Origin of the sequence: Ensifer sp. ENS10 (genome assembly GCF_014852025.1) — a bacterium.
Lineage (GTDB): Bacteria > Pseudomonadota > Alphaproteobacteria > Rhizobiales > Rhizobiaceae > Ensifer.
On the sequence record NZ_JACVAS010000007.1, the window covers coordinates 21,429 to 43,581 of the forward strand.

Sequence of the window (22,153 nt, forward strand, 5' to 3'; positions counted from 1 at the left end):
TGAACCTCCGAAGGTCTTTTTGCTGGCCAGCTTGCGGAGACAGTATCGTGGAAAAAATCTTTGACCAGAGCCTCGTCGAGGCACATCGGGCAAGGGCGCTCAGAAACGCCGATCCGAAGGCCGGTTTCCTTCTCGATATCGTCGCCCAGGAACTCGCCGAACGCGTCAGCGTGGTCGAACGTCACTTCGATCGCGCGCTGGAGTTGCACGGCTACACCGGGCAAACGGCCCACCATCTCATGGCAACGGGCAAGGTCGGTGCCGTCGAGCGCGTGGAAACGGATGCGCGATTTGGTTCTGCGCAAGCACCGGTAACGATCGCCTCGCTTGAAGAGGTTCCGGGCGAACCGGAAAGCTTTAACCTGGTGGTTTCGCCACTCTCCCTACACCTGACCAACGACACGCCGGGCGCCTTCATCCAGGTTCGTCGGGCGCTGAAGCCCGACGGGCTTTTTCTCGCCGCCATCCCGGGCAGCGGTACGCTGCAGGAACTGCGCGAAGCGCTCCTAGCCGCCGAGGCGGAATTGACGGGCGGAGCCAGTCCGCGGGTCATCCCCTTCGCCGATGTCCGCGATGTGGGCGCGCTGCTGCAACGCGCCGGCTTCGCGCTGCCGGTCACGGACACCGAAACCTATACGGTGCGTTACGATTCACTGTTTGCGCTGATGCGCGACTTGCGCGCCATGGGCATGGCCAGCCCGCTCACTGCCCGAAGCCGCCTGCCCGTTTCGCGTCGCTTCTTCCTGCGGGCCGCGGAAATCTATGCCGAACGCTTCTCCGATCCGGACGGCCGCGTCCGCGCGACATTCTCGGTGATCTATCTGTCCGGATGGGCGCCGCATGAAAGCCAGCAGAAGCCGTTGAAACCGGGCTCCGCGAAGCAGCGGCTGTCGACAGCGCTCGGCACCAAGGAACAACCGCTTTAACAAGGGCGGTCGTGCTTGCCCCGAACTCAGGCCCCCTGAAAAGCCGTCGCGACGGAGTTGTAGACGGCTGAGAGGACGTTGCCGATCTGTTCGGCCCCGAGGATCACGCTCAGGGAGACGATGGCGGCGATGAGCGCGTACTCGATTGCGATACCAGCGCTTCTATCGCGAAACAGGCGTTTCAGCTTTTCCATGCTCCCCAGTCCGGTTCGTGTTCAGTCCGAAACGTGCGGCAGCAGCCGAAAACCGGAGGCGTTCGGGTCAGCACCCGCTCTTGCGACCGTCCGCATCGATGATGCAGACCGCACCGGGCATCTCCTGCAGCACGCTACGCCGTACCGTATAGCGCTTGGTGGTCCCGCTCGAGGGGATGGAGCCGGTGGAAATATTGTCGTAGTCGACGGGCGTATTGGCCATGATGCGCCTGTCGTTCTTCGAAGACAGCATCGGCGTCAGGATCAGCGTCAGCGCGATCACTGCCGTTCCAAACAGCAGGGACAGATTGAGCACACCCGTCCGGCGGGACTGATTAGTCACCAGATCCTTTTCCTGAACCGTGCTCCAGAAATCGTCGTCCACCATCCCAGCCTCACAAACGCACAAAGCACGGCGAACGCAAGCGCCCTTCCCAAGCTTGGTTCCACCGCACTGCCTGAAATCAGTACGCCGTTCACCAACAATGCGTACCGAAAATGAATTGAGCTATCTTTGCGCGAGGGAGATAAACGATCGATTAATAATCAATCAGATTTCGGGTAGGTTCAGAGCAAATCCATAAGAAATGGTATCAACGGCTCGTCAGCCGGCGGCATCGGGTAGTCGCGCAGGGCCTTTGGCCTGACCCATTTGATCGCTTGGCCCTCGCGTCCGGTCGCCACCCCTTCGTAGCGCCGGCAGACATAGAGCGGCATCAGCAGATGGAAGTCCTCATAGGTGTGGCTGGCGAAGGTCAGTGGCGCGAGGCACGCGACCTTGGTGCGGATGCCGAGTTCCTCGTCCAACTCACGGATCAGGGTTTCCTCGGGCGTCTCGCCGGCTTCAACCTTGCCGCCCGGAAACTCCCAAAGACCCGCAAGCGACTTTCCTTCCGGCCGTTGCGCCAGCAGAATGCGGCCGTCGCTGTCGACCAGGGCGCAGGCGGCGACGAGGACGATCTTCTTTCCGCTGACGTTCATGGCCTCAAGCCCCCGGCGTTCTGTAGATGTAGCTGTAGACCTCGGAGAAACCGGCACCGCGATAAAGCGCCAGCGCCGCGCTGTTTTCCGCCTCGACCTGCAGCCAGGCCTTTTTTGCTCCCCGCAGCCGCGCCCAGCGCAGGCAGACATCGAGCATCGCCTTGCCGACACCCTTCCCGCGAACCCGCTCGTCCACGGCAAACTGCATGATGCCGGCGAGGTCGTTGTCCTGCACGACGAGTGCCACGGCGGTCGGCCCGGTCTCGGCATCTTCAAACAGGAAGAGGCCGCTTTCCGGCTTGATCGCATTGATGATCTCGGTAAGCGCCGCCTTCCTCTTCGGATCGCCCTTGGCGATGCCGATACAGGCATCGACGAAGCGACCGACGTCCTTGATCGGCAGGTGATCGATGCCGTCGCCGAATTCACGCTCGGCAAGATCGGCCGTCATCACCAGGCTGCGGCTGAATGCCGTCCAGCCTTCGGCATCCATATGGGCAACGAGTTGCGGCGGCGTCAGCGGCGTCTGGCGCACGGTCAGGGGCCGGCCATAGTCCGCAAAGCGCCTGGCCGCCTTTTCAAGGCGCACTGGAATATCGCGATAGTCGGATGGATCGAGCGGGTTGACGGAGTTGAGACGCTTGGAATCATGGCCCGCGTTGAGCCGGATCAGCCAGCTGCCGTCATAGTGCACCGATGCTGCCGGCCAGGCCCGGAAGCCCACGGCCTCGAGACGGCGCACGCTCGGAAGATCCACCATTACCACTTCCCCACCTTCGGCCGCGACGTTGCCCGCCGGCCGAGCATCACTCGATGTCATTTTGCTACCTCTCGCCAGTCCGGGATACCAGACTGCTTACGATCGCTCGACCGGAGCCTCAGCTGCGGTAATCGCCGTTGATCTCGACATATTCCTTCGTAAGGTCGCAGGTATAGACCGTGGCGCGACCGGAGCCGAGGCCGATATCGACGCGGATCGTGATGTCCTCGGCCTTCATGACGGCAGTGGCAGCCGCTTCCGAATAGGTCGGATCGCGCTCGCCTTCGACGGCCACCCGCACATCGCCGAACCAGATCGCCAACCGATCGCGTTCCGCCATCTCGCCTGATTTGCCGACGGCCATGACCACGCGGCCCCAATTGGCGTCTTCGCCAGCAACCGCCGTCTTCACCAGCGGCGAATTGGCGATCGAGAGCGCGATGCGCTTGGCGGCTGCGTCGTTTTCAGCACCTTCGACGGTGACTTCGACCATCTTGCGCGCGCCTTCACCATCGCGCACCACCTGGAGCGCCAGATCGCGCAGCAGGTCGTTGAGCGCGACGCGGAAGGCGTCGAGGCGCGCATCGGCCGCGTCGGAGATTGCCGGCTGCCCGTCGGCTGCCGCCGCACCCGTTGCAAAAAGCATCAGCGTGTCGGAGGTCGACGTGTCGCTGTCGACCGTGACCGAATTGAAGGTCGGGCCGACGCCCGCGGAAAGCAGAGCCTGCAGTGCGGCCGGCGCGATGTCTGCATCGGTGACCACGAAGGAGAGCATCGTTGCCATGTCGGGCGCGATCATGCCGGCGCCCTTGGCAATACCGTTGATCGTGACCTTGACGCCACCGATTTCGGCCATGCGGGTCGCAACCTTCGGATAGGTATCCGTCGTCATGATCGCCTTGGCGGCTTCGAACCAGAAATCTTCCGTGCCGGCAACGGCCAGATCGTCGAGTACGCCCGCAAACTTGGTCGCATCCAGCGGTTCGCCGATGACGCCGGTCGAAGCGAGGAACACTTCGCTTTCCGCACAGCCGACTGCCTTAGCCGCCGACTTCGCGGTCAATTCCGTGGCTTCGCGTCCCTTCTTGCCGGTGAAGGCATTGGCGTTGCCGGAGTTGACGACGACAGCGCGCGCGATGCCGCCGGCAAGGTTCTGGCGGCAGAAATCAACAGGAGCAGACGGGCACTTGGAGCGGGTGAAAACGCCGGCTGCAGCGGCCGGCTTGTCGAACACCATCATCAGCACGTCGGTACGGTTCTTGTACTTGATGCCGGCGGCAGCGGTCGCCATGCGGACACCGCGGACGGAAGGCATTTCGGCGAAGGTTTTCGGAGCAAGCGGAGAAACGGAGCCGGACATGGGAAACCTGCTGTGACGTGTTGGGGCCAAAGCATTTCCAGGAAAAGTGCGTAGCGGTTTTCCGTCAGGAAATGCGTAAGAACAAAGACCTGGAGCGGTTTACAACCGAAGCTGCTCCAGATCTATCTTGCGACAAATGCCCGAACGGTTTTCACCGCCGGGCATCGACAAAAAGCGGTGATGGCAGGTCCCGCCAGCGGTAGGGCCTGCCAATCGAAATTACTTGGCTTCCTGCGCCTTGTTGGCCTCGTCATAGGCCTTCTTCAAAGCGGGATCGGAAATCTCGACGCCTGCGTCCTTTTTGGCGGCAGCAAGCAGCTCAACGTATTTGTCACGCATGACAAGCTGACGAACCTGCGGCTCGACCTGCTCCAGCGGCGGCGGGGCCTGCGGGCGCTTGTCTTCAACGAGGATCACGTGGAAGCCGAACTGGGTCTTGACCGGAGCCTTGGTGTAGGCACCCTTGTCGAGCGCGAAGACCGCCGTATCGAATTCCGGCACCATGCGGCCCTTGGTGAAGTAGCCGAGGTCGCCGCCGTCGTCCTTGTTCGGATCGGTCGACTTCGCCTTGGCGAGATCGACGAAGCTCTTGCCGGCGTCGAGTTCCTTGATGATTTCCTTGGCCTCATCCTCGGTCTTGACCAGGATGTGGCGTGCCTTCACCTCTTCCTGCACCGGGATCGCGGCGATCTCCTTGTCGTAGCGCGCCTTCACCTCTTCCTTGGTGATGGCGTCGACGACATGCTTCTTGAAATAGGCATTGTGCAGTTCGCGCTCGGTCAGGTAGGCGACGCGCTGCTTGAAGGCCGCATCATCCTGCAGGCCTTCCTTTTCGGCAGTCTTCGAAAGGAGCTTGACGTCGATGATCGCCGAGAGGGCGGCGGCACGCTTCTGCTCGTCCGGCATCTGCTGAAGCTGCGGGTCGAGACCACCCAGCGCCAGCGTGAGCTCGGACTGGCGCACTTCCTCGCCGCCAACCTTGGCGATCACCGGATCGGCGTCTTCCGCGCGCGCGCCACCATGAACGGCCATCGCCGCAACCAGTGCCGCGGCGGCCAGGGTTTTCAACTTGGACATGCTCACTAACCTTTCACATTAGCCTTCGGCGCAATTACCTGCGACTTGTAGCGGCTGCACACCACCAGAATGTGGCGGTTCTGTAGCCGTCCGGCAGTGCAAGTGCGTTGACATAATTCGACCCCCCTCTTATCTGTCACGCAACCTCGCGTCCAGAACAGTTTCCGGGCGTTTCACGGCATTGCGCGGTTTTCGCGGCGCGGCCATGAGACCTAAGGCAACAAAAAAGAAAGGACCATTCGTATGGTCAGTCTCGGCGGCCTAGCCCGCAAGTTGTTTGGTTCCGCCAATGAACGTCGCGTGCGCGGCTACAAGGCTCGGGTGGATGCCATCAACGCACTTGAAGCCGAAACGAAGGCTTTGTCGGATGAGGCACTCGCCGCCAAGACCGTGGAATTCCGCCAGCAATTCGCCGACGGCAAGACGCTCGATGACCTGCTGGTACCGGCTTTTGCTGTTGTTCGCGAAGCCGCCCGCCGCGTGCTCGGCCTGCGTCCCTTCGACGTTCAGCTCATCGGCGGCATGATCCTGCACGAGCGCGCGATCGCCGAAATGAAAACCGGTGAAGGCAAAACCCTCGTCGCGACGCTTCCGGTCTATCTGAATGCACTCGCCAGCAAAGGCGTACATGTCGTTACCGTCAACGACTACCTCGCCCAGCGCGACGCCGGCACCATGGGCCGCGTCTACAGCTTCCTCGGCATGACGACGGGCGTCATCGTCCACGGTCTCACCGACGAGCAGCGCCGCGACGCCTACGCCTGCGACATCACCTACGCGACCAACAACGAACTCGGCTTCGACTATCTGCGCGACAACATGAAGTACGAGCGCGGCCAGATGGTCCAGCGCGGCCACTTCTTCGCGATCGTCGACGAAGTGGACTCGATCCTCGTCGACGAAGCGCGCACGCCGCTGATCATCTCCGGCCCGCTCGACGACCGCTCGGATCTCTACAACACGATCAACGAGTTCATTCCGCTGCTTTCGGCCGAGGATTACGAAATCGACGAGAAGCAGCGCTCGGCCAACTTTTCGGAAGACGGCACGGAGAAGCTCGAGAACCTGTTGCGCGAGGCGGGTCTTCTCAAGGGTGAATCGCTCTACGACATCGAAAACGTCGCGATCGTCCACCACGTCAACAACGCGCTCAAGGCCCACAAGCTGTTCCAGCGCGACAAGGACTATATCGTCCGCAACGGCGAGATCGTCATCATCGACGAATTCACCGGCCGCATGATGCCGGGACGGCGCTATTCCGAAGGCCAGCACCAGGCGCTCGAAGCCAAGGAAAAGGTGCAGATCCAGCCTGAGAACCAGACGCTCGCCTCGATCACCTTCCAGAACTACTTCCGCATGTATTCCAAGCTTGGCGGTATGACCGGTACGGCCTCCACCGAAGCGGAAGAGTTCGGCAACATCTACGGCCTCGAAGTGATCGAAGTGCCGACCAACCTGCCGATCAAACGTATCGACGAGGACGACGAGGTCTATCGTACGCAGGGCGAAAAGCTGAAGGCGATCATCGACGAGATCAAGTCGGCGCACGAGCGTGGCCAGCCGATGCTGGTCGGAACGACCTCGATCGAAAAGTCCGAACAGCTTGCCGACCTCCTGAAGAAGTCCGGCTTTGCGAACTTCCAGGTGCTGAACGCCCGTTATCACGAGCAGGAAGCCTTCATCGTCGCCCAGGCCGGCGTGCCGGGCGCGGTCACGATCGCCACCAACATGGCCGGCCGCGGTACAGACATCCAGCTCGGCGGCAACATCGACATGCGCATCCAGCAGGAGCTCTCGGAAGTCGAACCGGGTCCGGAACGCGACCAGCGCATCGAGGCGATCCGCGCCGAAGTGCAGAAGCTGAAAGAGCAGGCGCTCGCTGCCGGCGGCCTCTACGTTCTCGCGACCGAACGTCACGAAAGCCGCCGCATCGACAACCAGCTGCGCGGCCGTTCCGGCCGTCAGGGCGACCCGGGCCGCTCCAAGTTCTACCTGTCGCTTCAGGACGACCTGATGCGCATCTTCGGCTCCGACCGCATGGACAGCATGCTGCAGAAGCTGGGCCTCAAGGACGGCGAAGCGATCGTCCATCCCTGGATCAACAAGGCGCTCGAGCGCGCCCAGAAGAAGGTCGAAGCGCGCAACTTCGATATCCGTAAGAACCTCCTCAAGTACGACGACGTGCTCAACGACCAGCGCAAGGTGATCTTCGAGCAGCGCATCGAGCTGATGGATGCCGAGAGCGTCACGGAAACCGTGACCGACATGCGCACCGAGGTCATCGAGGACATGGTCGGCAAGCGCATTCCAGCGAAGGCCTATGCCGAGCAGTGGGACGTCGAGGGCCTCAGGGCCGACGTGCAGCAATACCTCAATCTCGATCTGCCGGTCGTCGAATGGGCGGCCGAAGAAGGCATCGACGAGGCCGATATCCTCGAACGCGTCACCACCGCCGCCGAGAAGGAAGCCGCAGATCGCGCCGAACGTTTCGGTCCGGAGATCATGCAATATGTCGAGCGCTCCGTCGTGCTGCAGACGCTCGACCATCTCTGGCGCGAGCATATCGTCAACCTCGATCACCTGCGCTCGGTCATCGGCTTCCGCGGCTACGCACAGCGTGACCCGCTGCAGGAATACAAGTCCGAGGCTTTCGAACTGTTCCAGGCCCTGCTCGGCAACCTGCGCCAGGCGGTAACCGCACAACTCATGCGCGTCGAACTGGTGCGCGAAGCAGCCGAAGCGCCGCAGCCGGCACCGCCGGTCATGCACGGCCACCATATCGACCCGTTGACGGGCGAAGACGACTTTGGTGGCGACGGTGGAACGCTTCTGGCCACGGCCCCCGTGCAGCGCGATGCGAGCGATCCGTCGAGCTGGGGCAAGGTCTCGCGCAACGAACTCTGCCCCTGCGGCTCCGGCAAGAAGTACAAGCACTGCCACGGCATCTACGAGGCATAAGAGACGCAGGATAAAAGTGCGGGTTTCTCCGCTCCCGGGTTCCTTACAGGAAATGCCGCCTTCGGGCGGCATTTTCGTTTCCGGTAGCGCGCTTCCTGGAGCGCGCGGGATGCTCTAGCGATCGAACGACTTGGCGTAGGTGATCAGGTTTTCGAGCGCGCGAATGCCCGTGTTGTTGATGTGGCGGCGGCCGAGCGTGGTGTCGATGCGGAAGGCGATGTCTTCCGCATTCGCCGCCTTCAGATCAGCGAGCCGTTCAATGCCGGTCTCCTCGAGACAGCCGACCATGCGCCAGCCGATGGATTTCGCCCGCATCATCCGTTCTCGCTCACTGTCGCTTTTCGGCATTGCCTCGTCCCGCCAATACAACCGCGCTGAACCGTTTGTTAACGCTGTTCTGGCAGTACTGAAGCCCTGTATTGCGTAATCTCAGGGTGTTCTCGTGTTCATGGCGGTATGTCAAACGGCCGGACGAATGCTGCCGTCGGCGCTGAGACACCGCCTGTCCGCGCTGATCGGCGCAGTTGCCGCTATTCTGACCGGCACCGACATGAAGAACACGGCCCGCCGGATGGCGCTCGTCGCCTTCGCGGTTCGCATTTTCAGCGCCGCCATCGCCTTTCTGTCGCAGATCATCCTCGCCCGGATGATGGGCGAGTTCGAATACGGCATCTTCGTCTTCGTCTGGGTGCTGGTGATCCTCTTCGGCAGCCTCTCCTGCGTCGGTTTCCATTCCGTCGTGATCCGTTTCCTGCCGGAGTATCAGGCGACTGCGGCGCTCGACGAGATTCGTGGCGTAACGACGACAGTGCGCGTTTTCGCCCTCACCTCCGCCACCACGGTCGCCGTCGTCGGTCTGCTCGGCCTCTGGCTCTTTTCGGCGCACATCGACGCCTATTACCTCGTGCCGCTCTATCTCGGCCTCTTCACCCTGCCGATGATCGCCCTTGGCGACGTGATGGACGGAACCTCGCGGGCCCATGGCTGGGCGCTCTCCGCCCTGAGCCCCACTTTCATCATCCGCCCCCTGCTGGTGCTGGCATTCATGGTGCTGGCAGTCACGGCAGGCGCGCCCCACACGGCGCAAACGGCCATGGTCGCGGCCATGGCGGCCGCCTATGTCACAACCGTCTCGCAGTTCCTCGTGCTGACCTATCGTCTCCGCTCGCGCTATGTGGAAGGGCCGCGGCGGATCGAGCTTGGCCGCTGGCTCCGGGTTTCGATCCCCATCTTCCTGGTCGATGGCTTCGGCTTCCTGCTGACCAATTCCGACGTCGTGATCGTCGGCCTCTATCTCGATCCCGAGGACGTCGCGATCTACTTCGCAGCCGCCAAGACCATGGCGCTGGTGCACTTCGTCATGTTCGCCGTCAAGGCGGCAACGGGCCCACGCGTTTCGAACGCCATGGCCCGTGACCGCAGGCAGCTCGCGGGCATCGCGATCGAAAGCGCGCGTTGGGCCTTCTGGCCGTCGCTCCTGGTCGGCGCGCTGGTGCTGCTGGCGGGCCCCTTCCTGCTTTCGCTTTTCGGGCCGGCCTTCGTCACCGGCATGCCCTTGATGATGATCCTCTTTGGCGGCATTCTCGCCAAGGCCTTCGTCGGCCCGGCGGAAACGCTTCTGACGATGGCGGGCCAGCAGACGCTCTGCGTGATCCTCTACGCCGGCGCGCTGGTGGCCAACATCGCACTCAACCTGAGCCTCATCCCTCTCCTCGGACTGACCGGCGCTGCTCTTGCAACCGCAGGTGCAATGTTCGTCGAGGCGATGTTGCTGCATATCGCCGTCCGGCGTACCTTCGGCTTCGCGCTCTTCGCCTTCGCGAGCGTGCGGGCCGGCAATGATAACAACGGGGCTGTCCATCCATGATCGGCAATACCAATCTTCCGAGCGATGCAAACAGTCGGGCCGCCCGGGTCCTTGGCGGGCTGGCACAGCCTGGCGATGCAGGCCCGACTGCGGAGCATTTGATCGAGGTCGGCCGCCCTGGACGCCATCTCGCCATCTATCCGGCGAAGGCCGGCTACGAGTTGCAGCGTGAGCTCGACTTCCTGTCGAACCGGGCACTGGAGCCGAACGTCTTCTTCACCGGCCGCTTCCTTGCACCGGCGATGCCCCGCCTCGAAGAACGGGTGATCCGGCTCGCCATCATGCGCGACAACGACGAGCGTCGCAGCCGCTTGCGGTTCCTGATGCCGTTCTCGATCGAAAAGCCCGGCTTCTCAATCGGTGCGCCGATCATCCGCGCCTGGTCGAACCCCTTCGGTCCGCTCGGCGTCCCGCTGCTTGACGCTGAAGACGCGGCAGAAACCATCGACAACCTGTTCGAAGCCTTTACCGCGCCCTCGACCGGCCTGCCCTCAGTGCTCGTCCTTCCCGACATGCGCCTCAACGGCAAGGTGGCCCGCCTCACCCGCGCCGTCGCCATCGGCCGCAACCTGCCACTGACGGTGACCGACACCTTCAGCCGCCCCATGCTCGAAAGCCTGCTCGACGGTCCGACCTATCTGCGCAACGCCATCAGCCCAGCGCATTTCCGCGAGCTGCGGCGGCAGTGGAACAACCTCGCAAAAGAAGGCGCGCTCACCTATTCGGTCGCCCGCCAACCCGCCGAAGTCCGCTTGCGCATGGAGGAATTCCTGGCGCTCGAAGCATCGGGATGGAAGGGAAAGGGCCGCAGCGCCATGGTGCTCGATCGCTTCCGTGCGGCCTTTGCCCGCGAGGCGATCACCAATCTTGCCGACGGCGACAGTGTGCGCATCCACACGCTCGACCTCGACGGAAGGGCGATCGCATCCATGGTGGTGTTCCTGATGTCGGGCGAGGCCTACACCTGGAAGACCGCGTACGACGAGCGCTATGCCAAGTTCTCCCCGGGCAAGCTGCTGCTGGCGGAACTGACGGAATGGCACCTCGACGATGCCAACATCGCCCGCTCCGATTCCTGCGCCGTGCCGGATCACCCGGTCATGAGCCGGTTCTGGCAGGAGCGCGAGGAAATGGGCACGCTGGTGATCGGCCTGCAGCAAACCCGCGACCGCGAAGTGCGCCAGGTCGCAGCCCAGCTCCACCTCTACCGCAACACCCGCAACATGGCGCGGATCCTGCGTGACAAGATCAAGGCGCTGGCCGGGCGCTAGAGAGGTCCGCTTGGGCACCGCGGGACGTTCGCGACATCACTTGCCGCGCGCCTCCGCTATTGCCTGTTCGCGCAGGAACCGTCTGATAACCTTGCCCGAAGTCGTCAGCGGCAGGCTATCGACGAAGGCGATCTCGCGCGGATATTCGTGCATCGACAGCCGCGTCTTCACCCACTCGCGAACGGACGTGGCGACACGCTCGTCACCAACCACGCCGGGCCGCAGGACGACATAGGCCTTGACGATCTCGGTGCGGACGGGATCCGGCTTGCCGACGGCAGCGGCGAGTTGCACATCCGGATGACCGGCAAGGCAATCCTCGATCTCGCCGGGGCCGATGCGGTAACCCGACGAGGTGATGACGTCATCGTCCCGGCCGAAGAAGGTGAAATAGCCCTCCTCGTCCATCACGCCCTGGTCGCCCGTCGTCATCCAGTCACCGATGAACTTCTTCTCCGTCGCCGCCTCGTTGCCCCAATAGCCGAGGAACATCACCGGATCCGGGCGCTTGACCGCCACCTGGCCGACGCTTCCGGCCGGCAGTTCATGACCTTCGGCGTCGATGATCGCCACCCGGTGGCCCGGTGCCGCCTTGCCCATCGATCCAGGCTTGACGACGCCGAGATCGGCGGCCGAGGAGATGACGATGTTGCACTCGGTCTGGCCGTAGAACTCACTCACTTCGAGGCCGAGCGCCGCCTTTGCCCATTCATAGGTCTCGCGACCGAGAGATTCCCCGGCAGAACCGATGGTCCGGAGGTTGAGGCGATAGCGCTCGCGCGGCTTCTCAACCGCCTTCATCAGCCGGAGCGCCGTTGGCGGAATGAAGGCGTTGCGAACGTCCATCTCCTCCAGGATGCGAAAGGCGGTATGCGGATCGAACTTCTGCGCCGGCGATGACACGACAGGCACACCGTTAAGCAGCGACGGCAAGAGCGCGTTGAGCAGCCCTCCCGCCCAGGCCCAGTCCGCCGGCGTCCACATGCGGTCGCCGGGTTGCGGCAGGAAATGATGATGAAACTCGAAGCCCGGCAGATGGCCGAGCAGCACCCGGTGCCCGTGCAGCGCCCCCTTCGGCGGCCCCGTGGTGCCCGAGGTGTAGATCATCAGCGCCGGATCGTCCGGGCCCGTATCCACCGGCACAAAGCCTTCGGGGTCGCCGGATGCGAGTGATGAAAAGGCGATCGTCCCCGGCTGCGGCTGATCTTCCGCCAGCACGACGAGGCGCAGTTCCGGCAGCCGGTCCCGAATCGCGGCGATGCGCTCGAAGCCGAAACCGTTGGTAACAACCGCCGCGACGCCGGCGTCACGCAGCCGGTACTCGAGCGCTTCGACGCCGAAGAGCAATGCAAGCGGCAAGGCGATCGCGCCGTGCTTGTAGATCGCCGCATGGGCAATCGCCGTTTCGAAGCCCTGCGGCAGGAGAATTGCGACACGTTCGCCCGGCGCAATGCCCTCGCCCACGAGCCCTTGCGCGAAGGCAGAGGATTGTCGGGCAAATTCGCCATAGGTCAGCGCCCGATGCGCGCCATCGGAATCGAAGTGCTGGAGACAGACGCGCTCCGGCTCACGCGCCGCCCAGGCGTCGCTGACGGCAACGCCAATATTGAACCTCTCCGGGATCTGCCATTGGAAGGCGCGGTAGAGTTCGTCGTAAGTCTCGATTCTCGGTAACATGACACTGCCATGACAGATTTCTGCTGCAGCGCACCTAACACCTTCGCAAGCGACAGTTCAATGACCGGCGCGGCAAGCACTGGCCAAGGCGCGTCCAAGCCGGAAACATCGGTCGGGGATGATGTCTGTGAATTCGGGTGGTGTGGTGGTGCCCCATGCCGGGGTCGAACCAGCACTCCTTTCGGAACTCGATTTTGAGTCGAGCGCGTCTACCAATTCCGCCAATGGGGCTCAGGGAAGTGCGATATCAGCGGCTCGGATTTACACGAAGGTTTTCACTGCGGTCAACCATCATTTTCAGCATGCCCCGATGACAATCACGAAAGCGTGCGGACCTGTCGCGGCTACCGCGATTTACAGGGCGCGCGATCCTGCCTAAGAAGGCGCCATCCAGTTTGCACTGCGGCATGTGTCGGTTCCGAGCTGCCGCCCGCGAGGTATAGATGATCGACGCCGCCACCCAATCCCGCCAGCACCTGCTGATCGCCATTGTCGTGACACTTGGCATGGCGGCAACTGTCGGCGGGGCGCTCGGCTTCGAGCATATCGGTGGCTACATCCCCTGCGCGCTCTGCCTTTTGCAGCGCGATCCCTACTACTGGGGCATTCCGGTCGGCATTCTCGCCATCATCACCAGTGCGCTGAAGCTGCCGGTGTGGCTGACCCGCACGCTGCTCGCCATCGTCGGAATTCTGATGCTCGTCGGCGCCGGCATGGGCGTCTATCACTCGGGCGCCGAATGGCACTTCTGGGAAGGCCCCTCCACCTGCGCGACGACGGCACAGGGCGTGTCGTCGAATGTCGGCGATCTGCTCGGCGATCTCGATTCGAAGCACGCTCCGTCCTGCACGGAGGCCGCATTGCGGGTGCTCGGCCTTTCCTTCGCCGGGTGGAACGTGATCGCCAGCCTCATCCTCGCAGCGATCGCCCTGCGCGGCGCTACAAAGGCGCGCTGATCTCCCTGGGCGGACTCAGGAATGCGGACACTTTCGCGCCGTAACCACCCGACACGGGTTGGCGAAGGCACGCACCTGTCCTGATCCCGCTCTGGGGCTTGATCCGGCAAGAAGGCACGAACAGCGTCAGGGCTGCAGTTCGACGTCCCAGTAGAGATAGTCCATCCAGCTTTCATGCAGATGGTTCGGCGGAAAGAGCCGGCCGTTGTTGTGCAGGTCCTGTACCGTCGGCTGGAAGGGCCTCTGGTGCGGGAACATGCCGGCCTGCTTCGGCAGCTTGCTGCCCTTGCGCAGATTGCAGGGGGAGCAGGCTGCGACGACGTTGTCCCAGGTCGTCTGGCCGCCGTGAGCGCGGGGCACCACGTGATCGAAGGTGAGATCGTCGGGCGAACCGCAATACTGGCATTCGAATTTATCGCGCAGGAACACGTTGAACCGGGTGAAGGCCGGGTGGCGCGAGGGCTGCACGTAGCTCTTGAGGCAAACGACGCTCGGCAGTCGCATCGAGAAACTCGGAGACGACACCGAATGTTCGTACTCGGCAAGGATGTTTACACGGTCAAGGAAGACGGCCTTGATCGCGTCCTGCCAGGACCAAAGCGACAAGGGGTAGTAACTAAGCGGCCGATAGTCAGCGTTCAAGACGAGCGCTGGTAAGGCCTGAGGTGAGACTGCAATCGTCAAGCGTATTCTCCTGATCGATTCGGCATCTGCACCTTCTATATTAGGCCCGTTGCAACAGGATTGTGAAGCCGGAAACAAAAATGCATGCGCTGGATTCGCTTTTTCCTTCAAGGTGTCACAGGAACAGCATCTCGGCGCATTTCCTGTGCATAATAGGCCCAGAAGAGCCGCGCAGCGACACTGCGCCAGGGCGACCAGGAGGCGGCAAGCGAATCAATTTCGCGTGCGGTCGGGCGCAATTCGAGGCCCAGCCCGTGGCCGATCGCGTTCTGCAAGGCGACGTCGCCAGAGGGGAAGACATCCGGGTGGCCGGCGCAAAACAGCAGATAGACCTCCGCCGTCCAGCGTCCCACGCCCTTGACCGCCGTCAGGTCCCGGATCGCCTCGGTCGCTTCGGCGTCGCAGATCGCATCGAGATCGATCTCGCCGCCCACCACCACATCGGCGACGCGACGCAACGCATCCGCCTTGGCGCGGGAGAGGCCGATGACGCGGCAGTCCTCATCGCTGAGCGAAATCACCCCTGATGCCGTCACCTCGCCGAGCCTCTCTTCCATCCGCCGCCAGATCGCCGCAGCGCTTGCCTTCGAGACCATCTGCGAGACGATGATGCTGGCGAGGCCTCGGTAACCGGGATTGGTTCGGCGGAGCGGCACGGGCCCGGCCCTGGCGACCACGTACTCCAGACGCGCATCGAGCATCACCAGACCGGAAAGCCCGGCTTCGATATCCTCATGTGTCCGGATGATCCGCATGACGCCTCCACAAAGCGGATGATTTTTATACGCCTTCCATGGCAAAGGGAAAGGATGCCAGACACGCCACCCGTTTTCCGCTTTGCCCCCAGCCCGAACGGCCTGCTTCACCTCGGCCATGCGCTTTCCGCGGTGCTGAACCACGACATGGCGAAGGCCGCGAACGGCCGTTTCCTGCTGCGCATCGAGGATATCGACCAGACCCGTTGCCGCCCGGAATTCGAGGCAGCGATCTCCAGGGATCTCGCCTGGCTCGGCTTGGACTGGGAGCGCCCCGTGCGCCGCCAGTCGGACCATTTCGGCGCCTATGCGTCGGCGCTTGAACGGTTGAATGAACTCGGCGTGGTCTACCCCTCGATCATGACCCGCGGCGAGATCAAGGCCGCCGTCGCAGAAGCCGAAGCCGGCGGCCGGACCTGGCCGCGCGATCCGGATGGCAGTCCGCTCTATCCCGGACGCGAGCGCACCTATTCGACCGGTGAGCGAACGGCCATGCTTGAGAGTGGCAGAGCCTATGCCTTGCGGCTCGACATGCAGAAAGCGATCAGCCTCTTCGGCAACGCCCGCCTCACCTGGAGCGAGAGCGGTGCCGGGCCGGCGGGCGAAGCCGGCATCATTGCTGCCAACCCCGCCGCCTGGGGCGACGTCATCCTGTCGCGTTCCGATGCACCGTCAAGCTACCATCTGTCCGTCGTGACAGATGATGCGCTGCAGGGCATTACCCACGTGGTGCGCGGCCGCGATCTCTATCACGCAACCTCCGTGCACCGGCTGCTGCAGCGGCTTCTCGACCTGCCGGAGCCGCTCTATCATCACCACCGGCTAATCCTTGGGCCGGATGGCCGCAAGCTCTCCAAGAGCAACCAGGATACCGGCATTGCGGCATTCCGTGCCGCCGGCCGCACCCCGGAAGAGGTCCGGGCCCTAGTCGTTTAGGTCCTCGTCTTCGCGGCCCGCATCGGTGCCGCTGCGGAACTGGAAGCTGCGCCGCACCATGCGTTTGACCCGGTATTTCAGGATTGCCGCGTTGATCTCGGCGCCGATGATGAAGATCGCCGCGATCATGTAGAGGAACACGAGCACGATCATGATCGACGCCAGGCCCGCATAGGTCGAGACATAGGTGGCGAAGGTCGCGAGATAGGAGGCGAAGGCATAGGCGCCGATCGTCCAGCAGACGAGCGTCAGCACGATGCCGGGGAGCACGTCGACCACCTTGCGGTGACCGTCCGGCAGCCAGAGATGCGACACGAGCAGCCCACCGGTCAACATGATCAGGGCGAGCGGCAGGCTCCAGTTGTCGACTGTCGCCAGCACACCGCCGAGCCACGGCCACCATTCCCCGGTGTAACGCACCGCCAGCGGCACCGCGACCAGCAGGATGCTGAGCGCCGCAAGGATCAGCACGCCGGCGAGCACGAAGCCGAGGCTCGCTAACCGGGTCATGTACCAGTAACGGCTCTCGCTGACGCGATAGGCGCGGTTCAGCGAGACGCGCAGCGCTTCCACGCCGTTGGAGGCAAAATAGGCCGCGGCAAGAACGGAAATGGTCAAAAGCCCGCCGCGCGGGATCGTCAGCACCCGCACGATCTCGTCGGCGACAGGCTTGGCGATCGATTCGGGCCAGGCGTCGAAGATCAGGTGTACGGCCGTTTCGGCAAATTGATCAGCGCCGAGAAAGCTGCCGAGTGCTGTGCCGAAGATTAGAAAGGGAAAGACGGCAAGCAGCGACGACAGAGCCACATGGCTCGCCATCGCCCAACCGTCATCGAGGCTGAAATGCCAGAGCGCATCGAATACGACTTTCCAGGTGATGCGTATGAATGCTGGCATTCCATTCCAATCCTACAGGGCTCCACGACCGCGTACTCCCGCGCTGTCGTCCCGGTGCCGTTTCCTTGGCTTCACACGATCCCAACGGCGACAACGCTGGCGGGTTCGGGCTTGCGCAATTCAATTGTATCCCGCCGATGAATATGGGAAACGGAGGCAGGATTTCTACAGGAATCGATCGGATGACTGATCGCCCCACAATCATTGTCACCGGATGTTCGTCCGGGATCGGCGCCTACTGTGCGCGCGCGCTCCATGCCGACGGCTGGCGTGTCTTTGCCACCGTGCGCCGGGAAGAAGACCGCCAGTCCCTTGAAGCTGAGGGCATCGAGACCTTCCTGATGGACTATACCAAGCCGGAAACCATCGCCGCCCTGGCAGACACGGTGCTGGCGCTTTCCAGCGGACGCATCGACGCGCTGTTCAACAACGGCGCCTATGGCCAGGCCGGTGCCGTCGAGGACCTGCCGACCGAAGCGCTTAGGCTTCAGCTCGAGACCAACGTCATCGGCTGGCATGACCTGACGCGGCGGGTGATTCCGTCGATGCGGGCGCGTGGCAGCGGCCGCATCGTGCAGTGCTCCTCCATCCTCGGCATCGTTCCCTATCGCTGGCGCGGCGCCTACAACGCATCCAAGTTTGCGATCGAGGGCCTGTCGCTCACGCTCAAGATGGAGCTTGCCGGCAGCGGCATCGAGGTGAGCCTCATTGAGCCCGGACCGATCGCGTCCAAGTTCACGACCAATGCCGTTGCCTATATCGAGCGTTTCATCGACCTCAAGAATTCGGTGCACCGTGTCGAATACGAACGACAGATGCGGCGCCTGAAGGGCGAAGGCAAACCCGCGCCCGGCAAGCTCGGCCCGGATGCGGTTTATGCGGTTTTGAAGCACGCGCTGACAGCAAAGAAACCAAAACCGCACTATATTGTAACAAGGCCCGCCAGGCAGGGCGCGCTTCTGAAAAAGCTCCTGCCGGCTGCATTGTTTTATCGCATCATCGGCCGACTTGGCTGAGTAGAAATGCAAGGAAGAATACGATGTCTAGTTTCTTCACCGGCCTGACCCTGTTCGTCATGGGCTTGGTCGCCATTGTTTTGCTCCGCGGCCTCTTGAACATGATGAGGGGCGGCAGCGCCAGCAAATCCAACAAGCTGATGCAGGCCCGCGTGCTGCTGCAAGCGATCGCGATCGTCCTGATCATGGTAACGCTGTGGGTCACCGGCGGCGGCCGCCCGACCTAGATGACGCAATTCCGGACGCAAAGCCGTTCCACACCTTTCCTGGAATTGCCCGACCTAGATGACGCAATTCCGGACGGAAAGCCGTTTCACACCTTTCCTGGAATTGCTCTAGAGGACCGTGACGACAGATGGTGAAGCTCAACAAGATCTACACCCGGACGGGTGACAACGGCACCACCGGGCTTGTTGCAGGTCCGCGCCGCCTCAAGAGCGACCTTCGGGTCGATGCCTATGGCGCGGTGGATGAATCCAACGCCTTCGTCGGCTTGGCGCGGCAGCACACGGCCGACATCCCGGCGCTCGACGACGCGCTGATGCGGATCCAGAACGATCTCTTCGATCTTGGCGCCGATCTCGCGACGCCCGACACCGGCGAACCGCCGCAATACGAACCGCTCCGGATCGTCACAGCGCAGGTAACCTGGCTGGAGATCGAAATCGACCGGCTGAATGCCGAGCTCGAACCCTTGCGCTCCTTCGTGCTTCCAGCCGGCAGTCCTGCCTCAGCGATGTTGCATGTCGCCCGCACCGTCGCGCGGCGGGCCGAGCGGCAGATGGTAGCGCTCGCCAATGTCGAAGGAGAGATCGTCAGCAAAGAGGCGATCGCCTATATCAACCGGCTCTCCGATTTCCTGTTTGTCGCGGCGCGTTCGGCAAATGACAAAGGTCAAGCCGACGTCCTTTGGATTCCCGGAAAAAACAGATAACGTCCGCTTCCGCATCGTTCCCAAGCCGGATTCGGATTGAGGAACCGTGGCATGGAACGACGCTTCGGGAGAGAGCATGTTCATACCGCTTCACGATACGAACACCCTGAAGCACATCAAGGTCCAGTACGTCACGATCAGCCTGATCGTCGTCAACATCGTCGTCTGGCTGATCACCGGGCCGATCGCCTCGGAAGAGTTCGCCAATGCCGCAATCCTCGGCTTCGGCTATATCCCGGCGCTCATCTTCGACTATGCCCAACTCGATCCGTCACTGATCATCGTTCCCGACGGCTTCACCTTCATCACCTATTCCTTCCTGCATGGCGACTTCATGCATCTGGCGATGAACATGCTGTTCCTCTGGGTGTTCGGCGACAATGTCGAAGACGCGCTCGGGCACTTCCGCTACCTCGCCTTCTATCTGCTCTGCGCCGCCGCGGGGGCGCTTGCACATGGGCTTCTCGATCCGGCCTCAGAGGCACCGCTGATCGGCGCATCCGGCGCGATCTCCGGCGTCGTTGCCGCCTACTTCCTGCTGCATCCGAAGGTGCGCGTCTGGGTTCTGGTGTTCTTCCGCATCCCGCTGCCGCTTCCCGCGGCCATTCCGCTGGCCCTCTGGATTGGCCAGCAATTCTTCATGCTGGTCGTCGATCCTGGCAGCGGCGTTTCCTGGAGCGCCCATGTCGGCGGCATCGTCGCCGGCCTCATCCTGGTGGTCATTTTGCGACGCCGCGACGTACCGCTTTTCGACCGCACCATCGTTACGCCGCGCGCCGTCCGCCACAAGGCGGAACCGGTCACGGCCGGGCAGCAGCCGGCTCCGGATGCGACAAAACCGCCGATGCCCTGGGGACGCCAGACCTGAGCGGAGCCCGGCCTTTTCCGCCCAATGAACGCGGATCGGGCGGTTTTTCAAGGACTTGCCTGCCCCCGGCCCCGCATTGACGACCTGTAAAAGACTGGCCTCGGAACCCGCTTGCCATCCGCTTATCTTACGTGTACGTAAACGTCATTCCAATTCTCGGGATTATATCGATTTAGCGCCATGCACAGCGATTGTAATTGGAGAAAAAACGCGTATCGATGTCGCCAACCGACAATCAGGCGGCTCCGTTAAGGCGCATTTTCCTGCGAAAGCTCTTGGAGGGAAGAATCCATGAAAATACTTGTGACGGTGAAGCGGGTGGTTGACTACAACGTCAAAATTCGCGTGAAGGCAGACGGTTCGGGCGTCGAGCTCGCGAACGTGAAGATGTCGATGAACCCCTTCGACGAAATCTCGGTCGAAGAAGCGCTGCGGCTGAAGGAAGCCGGCAAGGCGGAGGAAGTCGTCGTCGTTTCCGTTGGTCCGGCCAAGGCCGAAGAGACGCTACGCACGGCCCTTGCCATGGGCGCCGACCGCGCCATCCTGGTTGAGACCGAAGACCAGGTCGAGCCGCTCACTGTGGCCAAGATCGTCAAGGGCGTCGCCGAAGCCGAACAGCCGGGCCTGATCATCGTCGGCAAGCAGGCGATCGACGACGATTCGAACCAGACCGGCCAGATGCTGTCGGCTCTGCTCGGCTGGGCCCAGGGCACCTTTGCCTCCAAGGTCGAGATCGGCGATGGCAAGGCAACCGTGACCCGCGAAGTCGACGGCGGTCTGCAGACCATCGACATCAAGCTGCCGGCAGTTGTCACCACCGACCTGCGCCTCAACGAACCGCGCTACGCCTCGCTGCCCAACATCATGAAGGCGAAGAAGAAGCCGCTCGACAAGAAGACCCCTGCGGACTTCGGCGTCGACACCGCTGCCCGCCTCAAGGTGCTGAAGACCGAGGAGCCGTCGGGCCGCAAGGCCGGCATCAAGGTCAAGTCGGTCGCCGAGCTCGTCGAAAAGCTCAAGACCGAAGCCGGCGTGCTCTGATTTAAGGAAGGGAGATATCATCATGGCCATTCTTCTTCTGGCTGACCACGACAGCAACCACCTTTCCGACCAGACCGCCAAGGCGCTGACCGCCGCCTCCAAGATCGGCGGCGATGTGCATGTGCTGGTCGCCGGTAGCGGCGCCAAGGCAGCGGCCGAACAGGCATCGAAGCTTGCCGGGGTATCCAAGGTGCTCGTCGCCGACGATGCCTCGCTTGCCAACAACCTCGCAGAGCCGCTGGCAGCCCTGATCGTTTCGCTCGCCGGCAACTACGACACGATCGTCGCAGCGGCGACCTCGGTCGGCAAGAACGTCATGCCGCGCGTCGCAGCGCTGCTCGACGTCGCCCAGGTCTCGGAAATCATCGAGGTCGTCTCTTCCGACACCTTCAAGCGCCCGATCTATGCCGGCAACGCCATCCAGACGGTGCAGACGACGGAAGCCAAGCGCGTCATCACCGTGCGCACCGCCTCCTTCGCCTCTGCCGCAGAAGGCGGTTCGGCTGCGATCGAAAGTGTCGCGGCTGCCGCCAACCCGGGTGTCTCCAGCTTCGTCGCCGACGCCCTGTCGTCGTCCGACCGTCCGGAGCTGACCTCGGCCAAGATCATCATCTCCGGTGGTCGTGCGCTCGGTTCCTCGGAGAAGTTCCAGGAAGTCATCCTGCCGGTTGCCGACAAGCTCGGTGCTGCCGTCGGCGCCTCGCGCGCCGCTGTCGATGCCGGCTACGCGCCGAACGACTGGCAGGTCGGTCAGACCGGCAAGGTGGTCGCACCTGATCTCTATATCGCCTGCGGCATCTCCGGTGCCATCCAGCACCTCGCCGGCATGAAGGACTCGAAGGTCATCGTCGCGATCAACAAGGACGAAGAGGCACCGATTTTCCAGGTCGCCGACTACGGCCTGGTTGCCGATCTCTTCGAAGCGCTGCCTGAGTTGCAGAAGGCCCTGTAACCGCGGCAAGAGCCGCCCGCCGCCACCCATGAAAAGGGCTGGC

At 62.7% G+C, this 22,153-nt stretch carries 23 protein-coding genes and 1 tRNA gene; 12 read left to right on the forward strand and 12 right to left on the reverse strand.

Annotated features, from left to right (window positions below; translation table 11 throughout):
• Positions 1-47: 47 nt before the first annotated feature.
• Entirely contained in the window at positions 48-926 is an 879-nt protein-coding gene (locus IB265_RS22550; protein ID WP_057254792.1) for a methyltransferase domain-containing protein, read from the forward strand.
• A gap of 26 nt (positions 927-952) precedes the next feature.
• On the opposite strand, the gene IB265_RS22555 is transcribed toward IB265_RS22550, so the two are convergent.
• From IB265_RS22555 to IB265_RS22580, 6 genes are all read right to left on the reverse strand, one after another.
• On the reverse strand, positions 953-1,120 hold the full coding sequence (locus IB265_RS22555) for a Flp family type IVb pilin (protein WP_082616149.1): 168 nt from the start codon (positions 1,118-1,120) through the stop codon (positions 953-955).
• A 67-nt stretch (positions 1,121-1,187) separates the two neighbouring features.
• Positions 1,188-1,508: a hypothetical protein gene (locus IB265_RS22560; RefSeq protein ID WP_057254791.1), complete on the reverse strand. Its 321-nt coding sequence runs from the start codon at positions 1,506-1,508 to the stop codon at positions 1,188-1,190.
• Between the two features lie 179 nt (positions 1,509-1,687).
• Positions 1,688-2,101 (reverse strand): 8-oxo-dGTP diphosphatase MutT, encoded by a 414-nt coding sequence (mutT, locus tag IB265_RS22565; protein WP_057254790.1) that lies wholly within the window; start codon positions 2,099-2,101, stop codon positions 1,688-1,690.
• A 4-nt stretch (positions 2,102-2,105) separates the two neighbouring features.
• Positions 2,106-2,921 (reverse strand): N-acetyltransferase, encoded by an 816-nt coding sequence (locus IB265_RS22570; RefSeq protein WP_057254789.1) that lies wholly within the window; start codon positions 2,919-2,921, stop codon positions 2,106-2,108.
• Between the two features lie 58 nt (positions 2,922-2,979).
• Entirely contained in the window at positions 2,980-4,221 is a 1,242-nt protein-coding gene (gene argJ, locus IB265_RS22575) for a bifunctional glutamate N-acetyltransferase/amino-acid acetyltransferase ArgJ (protein ID WP_113737115.1), read from the reverse strand.
• A 219-nt stretch (positions 4,222-4,440) separates the two neighbouring features.
• Positions 4,441-5,298, reverse strand: coding sequence for a peptidylprolyl isomerase (locus IB265_RS22580; protein ID WP_057254787.1), 858 nt, complete (start codon positions 5,296-5,298; stop codon positions 4,441-4,443).
• Positions 5,299-5,541: 243 nt separating this feature from the next.
• Here IB265_RS22580 and secA point away from each other — a divergent pair, with 243 nt between their 5' ends.
• The gene (gene secA, locus IB265_RS22585; RefSeq protein WP_057254786.1) at positions 5,542-8,256 is read left to right on the forward strand and encodes a preprotein translocase subunit SecA; all 2,715 of its coding nucleotides are present in this window, start codon (positions 5,542-5,544) and stop codon (positions 8,254-8,256) included.
• A gap of 114 nt (positions 8,257-8,370) precedes the next feature.
• Here the strand turns inward: secA and IB265_RS22590 are convergent, their stop codons facing one another.
• On the reverse strand, positions 8,371-8,604 hold the full coding sequence (locus tag IB265_RS22590) for a hypothetical protein (RefSeq protein ID WP_057254785.1): 234 nt from the start codon (positions 8,602-8,604) through the stop codon (positions 8,371-8,373).
• A gap of 127 nt (positions 8,605-8,731) precedes the next feature.
• Here IB265_RS22590 and IB265_RS22595 point away from each other — a divergent pair, with 127 nt between their 5' ends.
• Both IB265_RS22595 and IB265_RS22600 read left to right on the forward strand, forming a co-directional pair.
• A complete protein-coding gene (locus tag IB265_RS22595) occupies positions 8,732-10,123 on the forward strand; it encodes an oligosaccharide flippase family protein (RefSeq protein ID WP_057254784.1) in 1,392 nt (463 codons plus the stop codon).
• Positions 10,120-11,394, forward strand: coding sequence for a GNAT family N-acetyltransferase (locus tag IB265_RS22600; protein ID WP_057254783.1), 1,275 nt, complete (start codon positions 10,120-10,122; stop codon positions 11,392-11,394). Before IB265_RS22595 ends, IB265_RS22600 begins: the two co-directional genes overlap by 4 nt.
• Before the next feature lie 36 nt (positions 11,395-11,430).
• Here the strand turns inward: IB265_RS22600 and IB265_RS22605 are convergent, their stop codons facing one another.
• Positions 11,431-13,071, reverse strand: a complete 1,641-nt coding sequence (locus IB265_RS22605) for an AMP-binding protein (RefSeq protein ID WP_057254782.1) — start codon at positions 13,069-13,071, stop codon at positions 11,431-11,433.
• 146 nt (positions 13,072-13,217) lie between these two features.
• Positions 13,218-13,302 (reverse strand) — tRNA-Leu (locus IB265_RS22610).
• 212 nt (positions 13,303-13,514) lie between these two features.
• Between IB265_RS22610 and IB265_RS22615 the strand changes: the two genes are divergently transcribed.
• On the forward strand, positions 13,515-14,027 hold the full coding sequence (locus tag IB265_RS22615; RefSeq protein WP_057254781.1) for a disulfide bond formation protein B: 513 nt from the start codon (positions 13,515-13,517) through the stop codon (positions 14,025-14,027).
• A gap of 126 nt (positions 14,028-14,153) precedes the next feature.
• On the opposite strand, the gene IB265_RS22620 is transcribed toward IB265_RS22615, so the two are convergent.
• A complete protein-coding gene (locus IB265_RS22620; RefSeq protein ID WP_034797858.1) occupies positions 14,154-14,711 on the reverse strand; it encodes an HNH endonuclease in 558 nt (185 codons plus the stop codon).
• Between the two features lie 107 nt (positions 14,712-14,818).
• On the reverse strand, positions 14,819-15,466 hold the full coding sequence (locus tag IB265_RS22625) for a DNA-3-methyladenine glycosylase (RefSeq protein WP_057254780.1): 648 nt from the start codon (positions 15,464-15,466) through the stop codon (positions 14,819-14,821).
• A 54-nt stretch (positions 15,467-15,520) separates the two neighbouring features.
• On the opposite strand from IB265_RS22625, the gene gluQRS reads away from it, so the two are divergent.
• On the forward strand, positions 15,521-16,402 hold the full coding sequence (gene gluQRS, locus IB265_RS22630; protein ID WP_057254779.1) for a tRNA glutamyl-Q(34) synthetase GluQRS: 882 nt from the start codon (positions 15,521-15,523) through the stop codon (positions 16,400-16,402).
• Here gluQRS and IB265_RS22635 read toward each other — a convergent pair.
• Entirely contained in the window at positions 16,391-17,299 is a 909-nt protein-coding gene (locus IB265_RS22635; RefSeq protein ID WP_057254778.1) for a YihY/virulence factor BrkB family protein, read from the reverse strand. The genes gluQRS and IB265_RS22635 overlap by 12 nt on opposite strands.
• Positions 17,300-17,481: 182 nt before the next feature.
• On the opposite strand from IB265_RS22635, the gene IB265_RS22640 reads away from it, so the two are divergent.
• From IB265_RS22640 to IB265_RS22665, 6 genes are all read left to right on the forward strand, one after another.
• Positions 17,482-18,315 carry an SDR family oxidoreductase gene (locus IB265_RS22640; RefSeq protein ID WP_057254777.1) on the forward strand — a complete coding sequence of 278 codons (834 nt, stop codon included), beginning with the start codon at positions 17,482-17,484 and terminating at the stop codon, positions 18,313-18,315.
• A 23-nt stretch (positions 18,316-18,338) separates the two neighbouring features.
• Positions 18,339-18,542 (forward strand): twin transmembrane helix small protein, encoded by a 204-nt coding sequence (locus IB265_RS22645; RefSeq protein ID WP_057254776.1) that lies wholly within the window; start codon positions 18,339-18,341, stop codon positions 18,540-18,542.
• Positions 18,543-18,670: 128 nt separating this feature from the next.
• Positions 18,671-19,249, forward strand: coding sequence for a cob(I)yrinic acid a,c-diamide adenosyltransferase (locus IB265_RS22650; RefSeq protein ID WP_057254775.1), 579 nt, complete (start codon positions 18,671-18,673; stop codon positions 19,247-19,249).
• Positions 19,250-19,325: 76 nt separating this feature from the next.
• Positions 19,326-20,117, forward strand: coding sequence for a rhomboid family intramembrane serine protease (locus tag IB265_RS22655; RefSeq protein WP_057254774.1), 792 nt, complete (start codon positions 19,326-19,328; stop codon positions 20,115-20,117).
• 291 nt (positions 20,118-20,408) lie between these two features.
• Positions 20,409-21,158 (forward strand): electron transfer flavoprotein subunit beta/FixA family protein, encoded by a 750-nt coding sequence (locus IB265_RS22660; protein WP_057254773.1) that lies wholly within the window; start codon positions 20,409-20,411, stop codon positions 21,156-21,158.
• A gap of 22 nt (positions 21,159-21,180) precedes the next feature.
• On the forward strand, positions 21,181-22,110 hold the full coding sequence (locus IB265_RS22665; RefSeq protein ID WP_057254772.1) for an electron transfer flavoprotein subunit alpha/FixB family protein: 930 nt from the start codon (positions 21,181-21,183) through the stop codon (positions 22,108-22,110).
• The last annotated feature ends 43 nt before the right edge of the window (positions 22,111-22,153 follow it).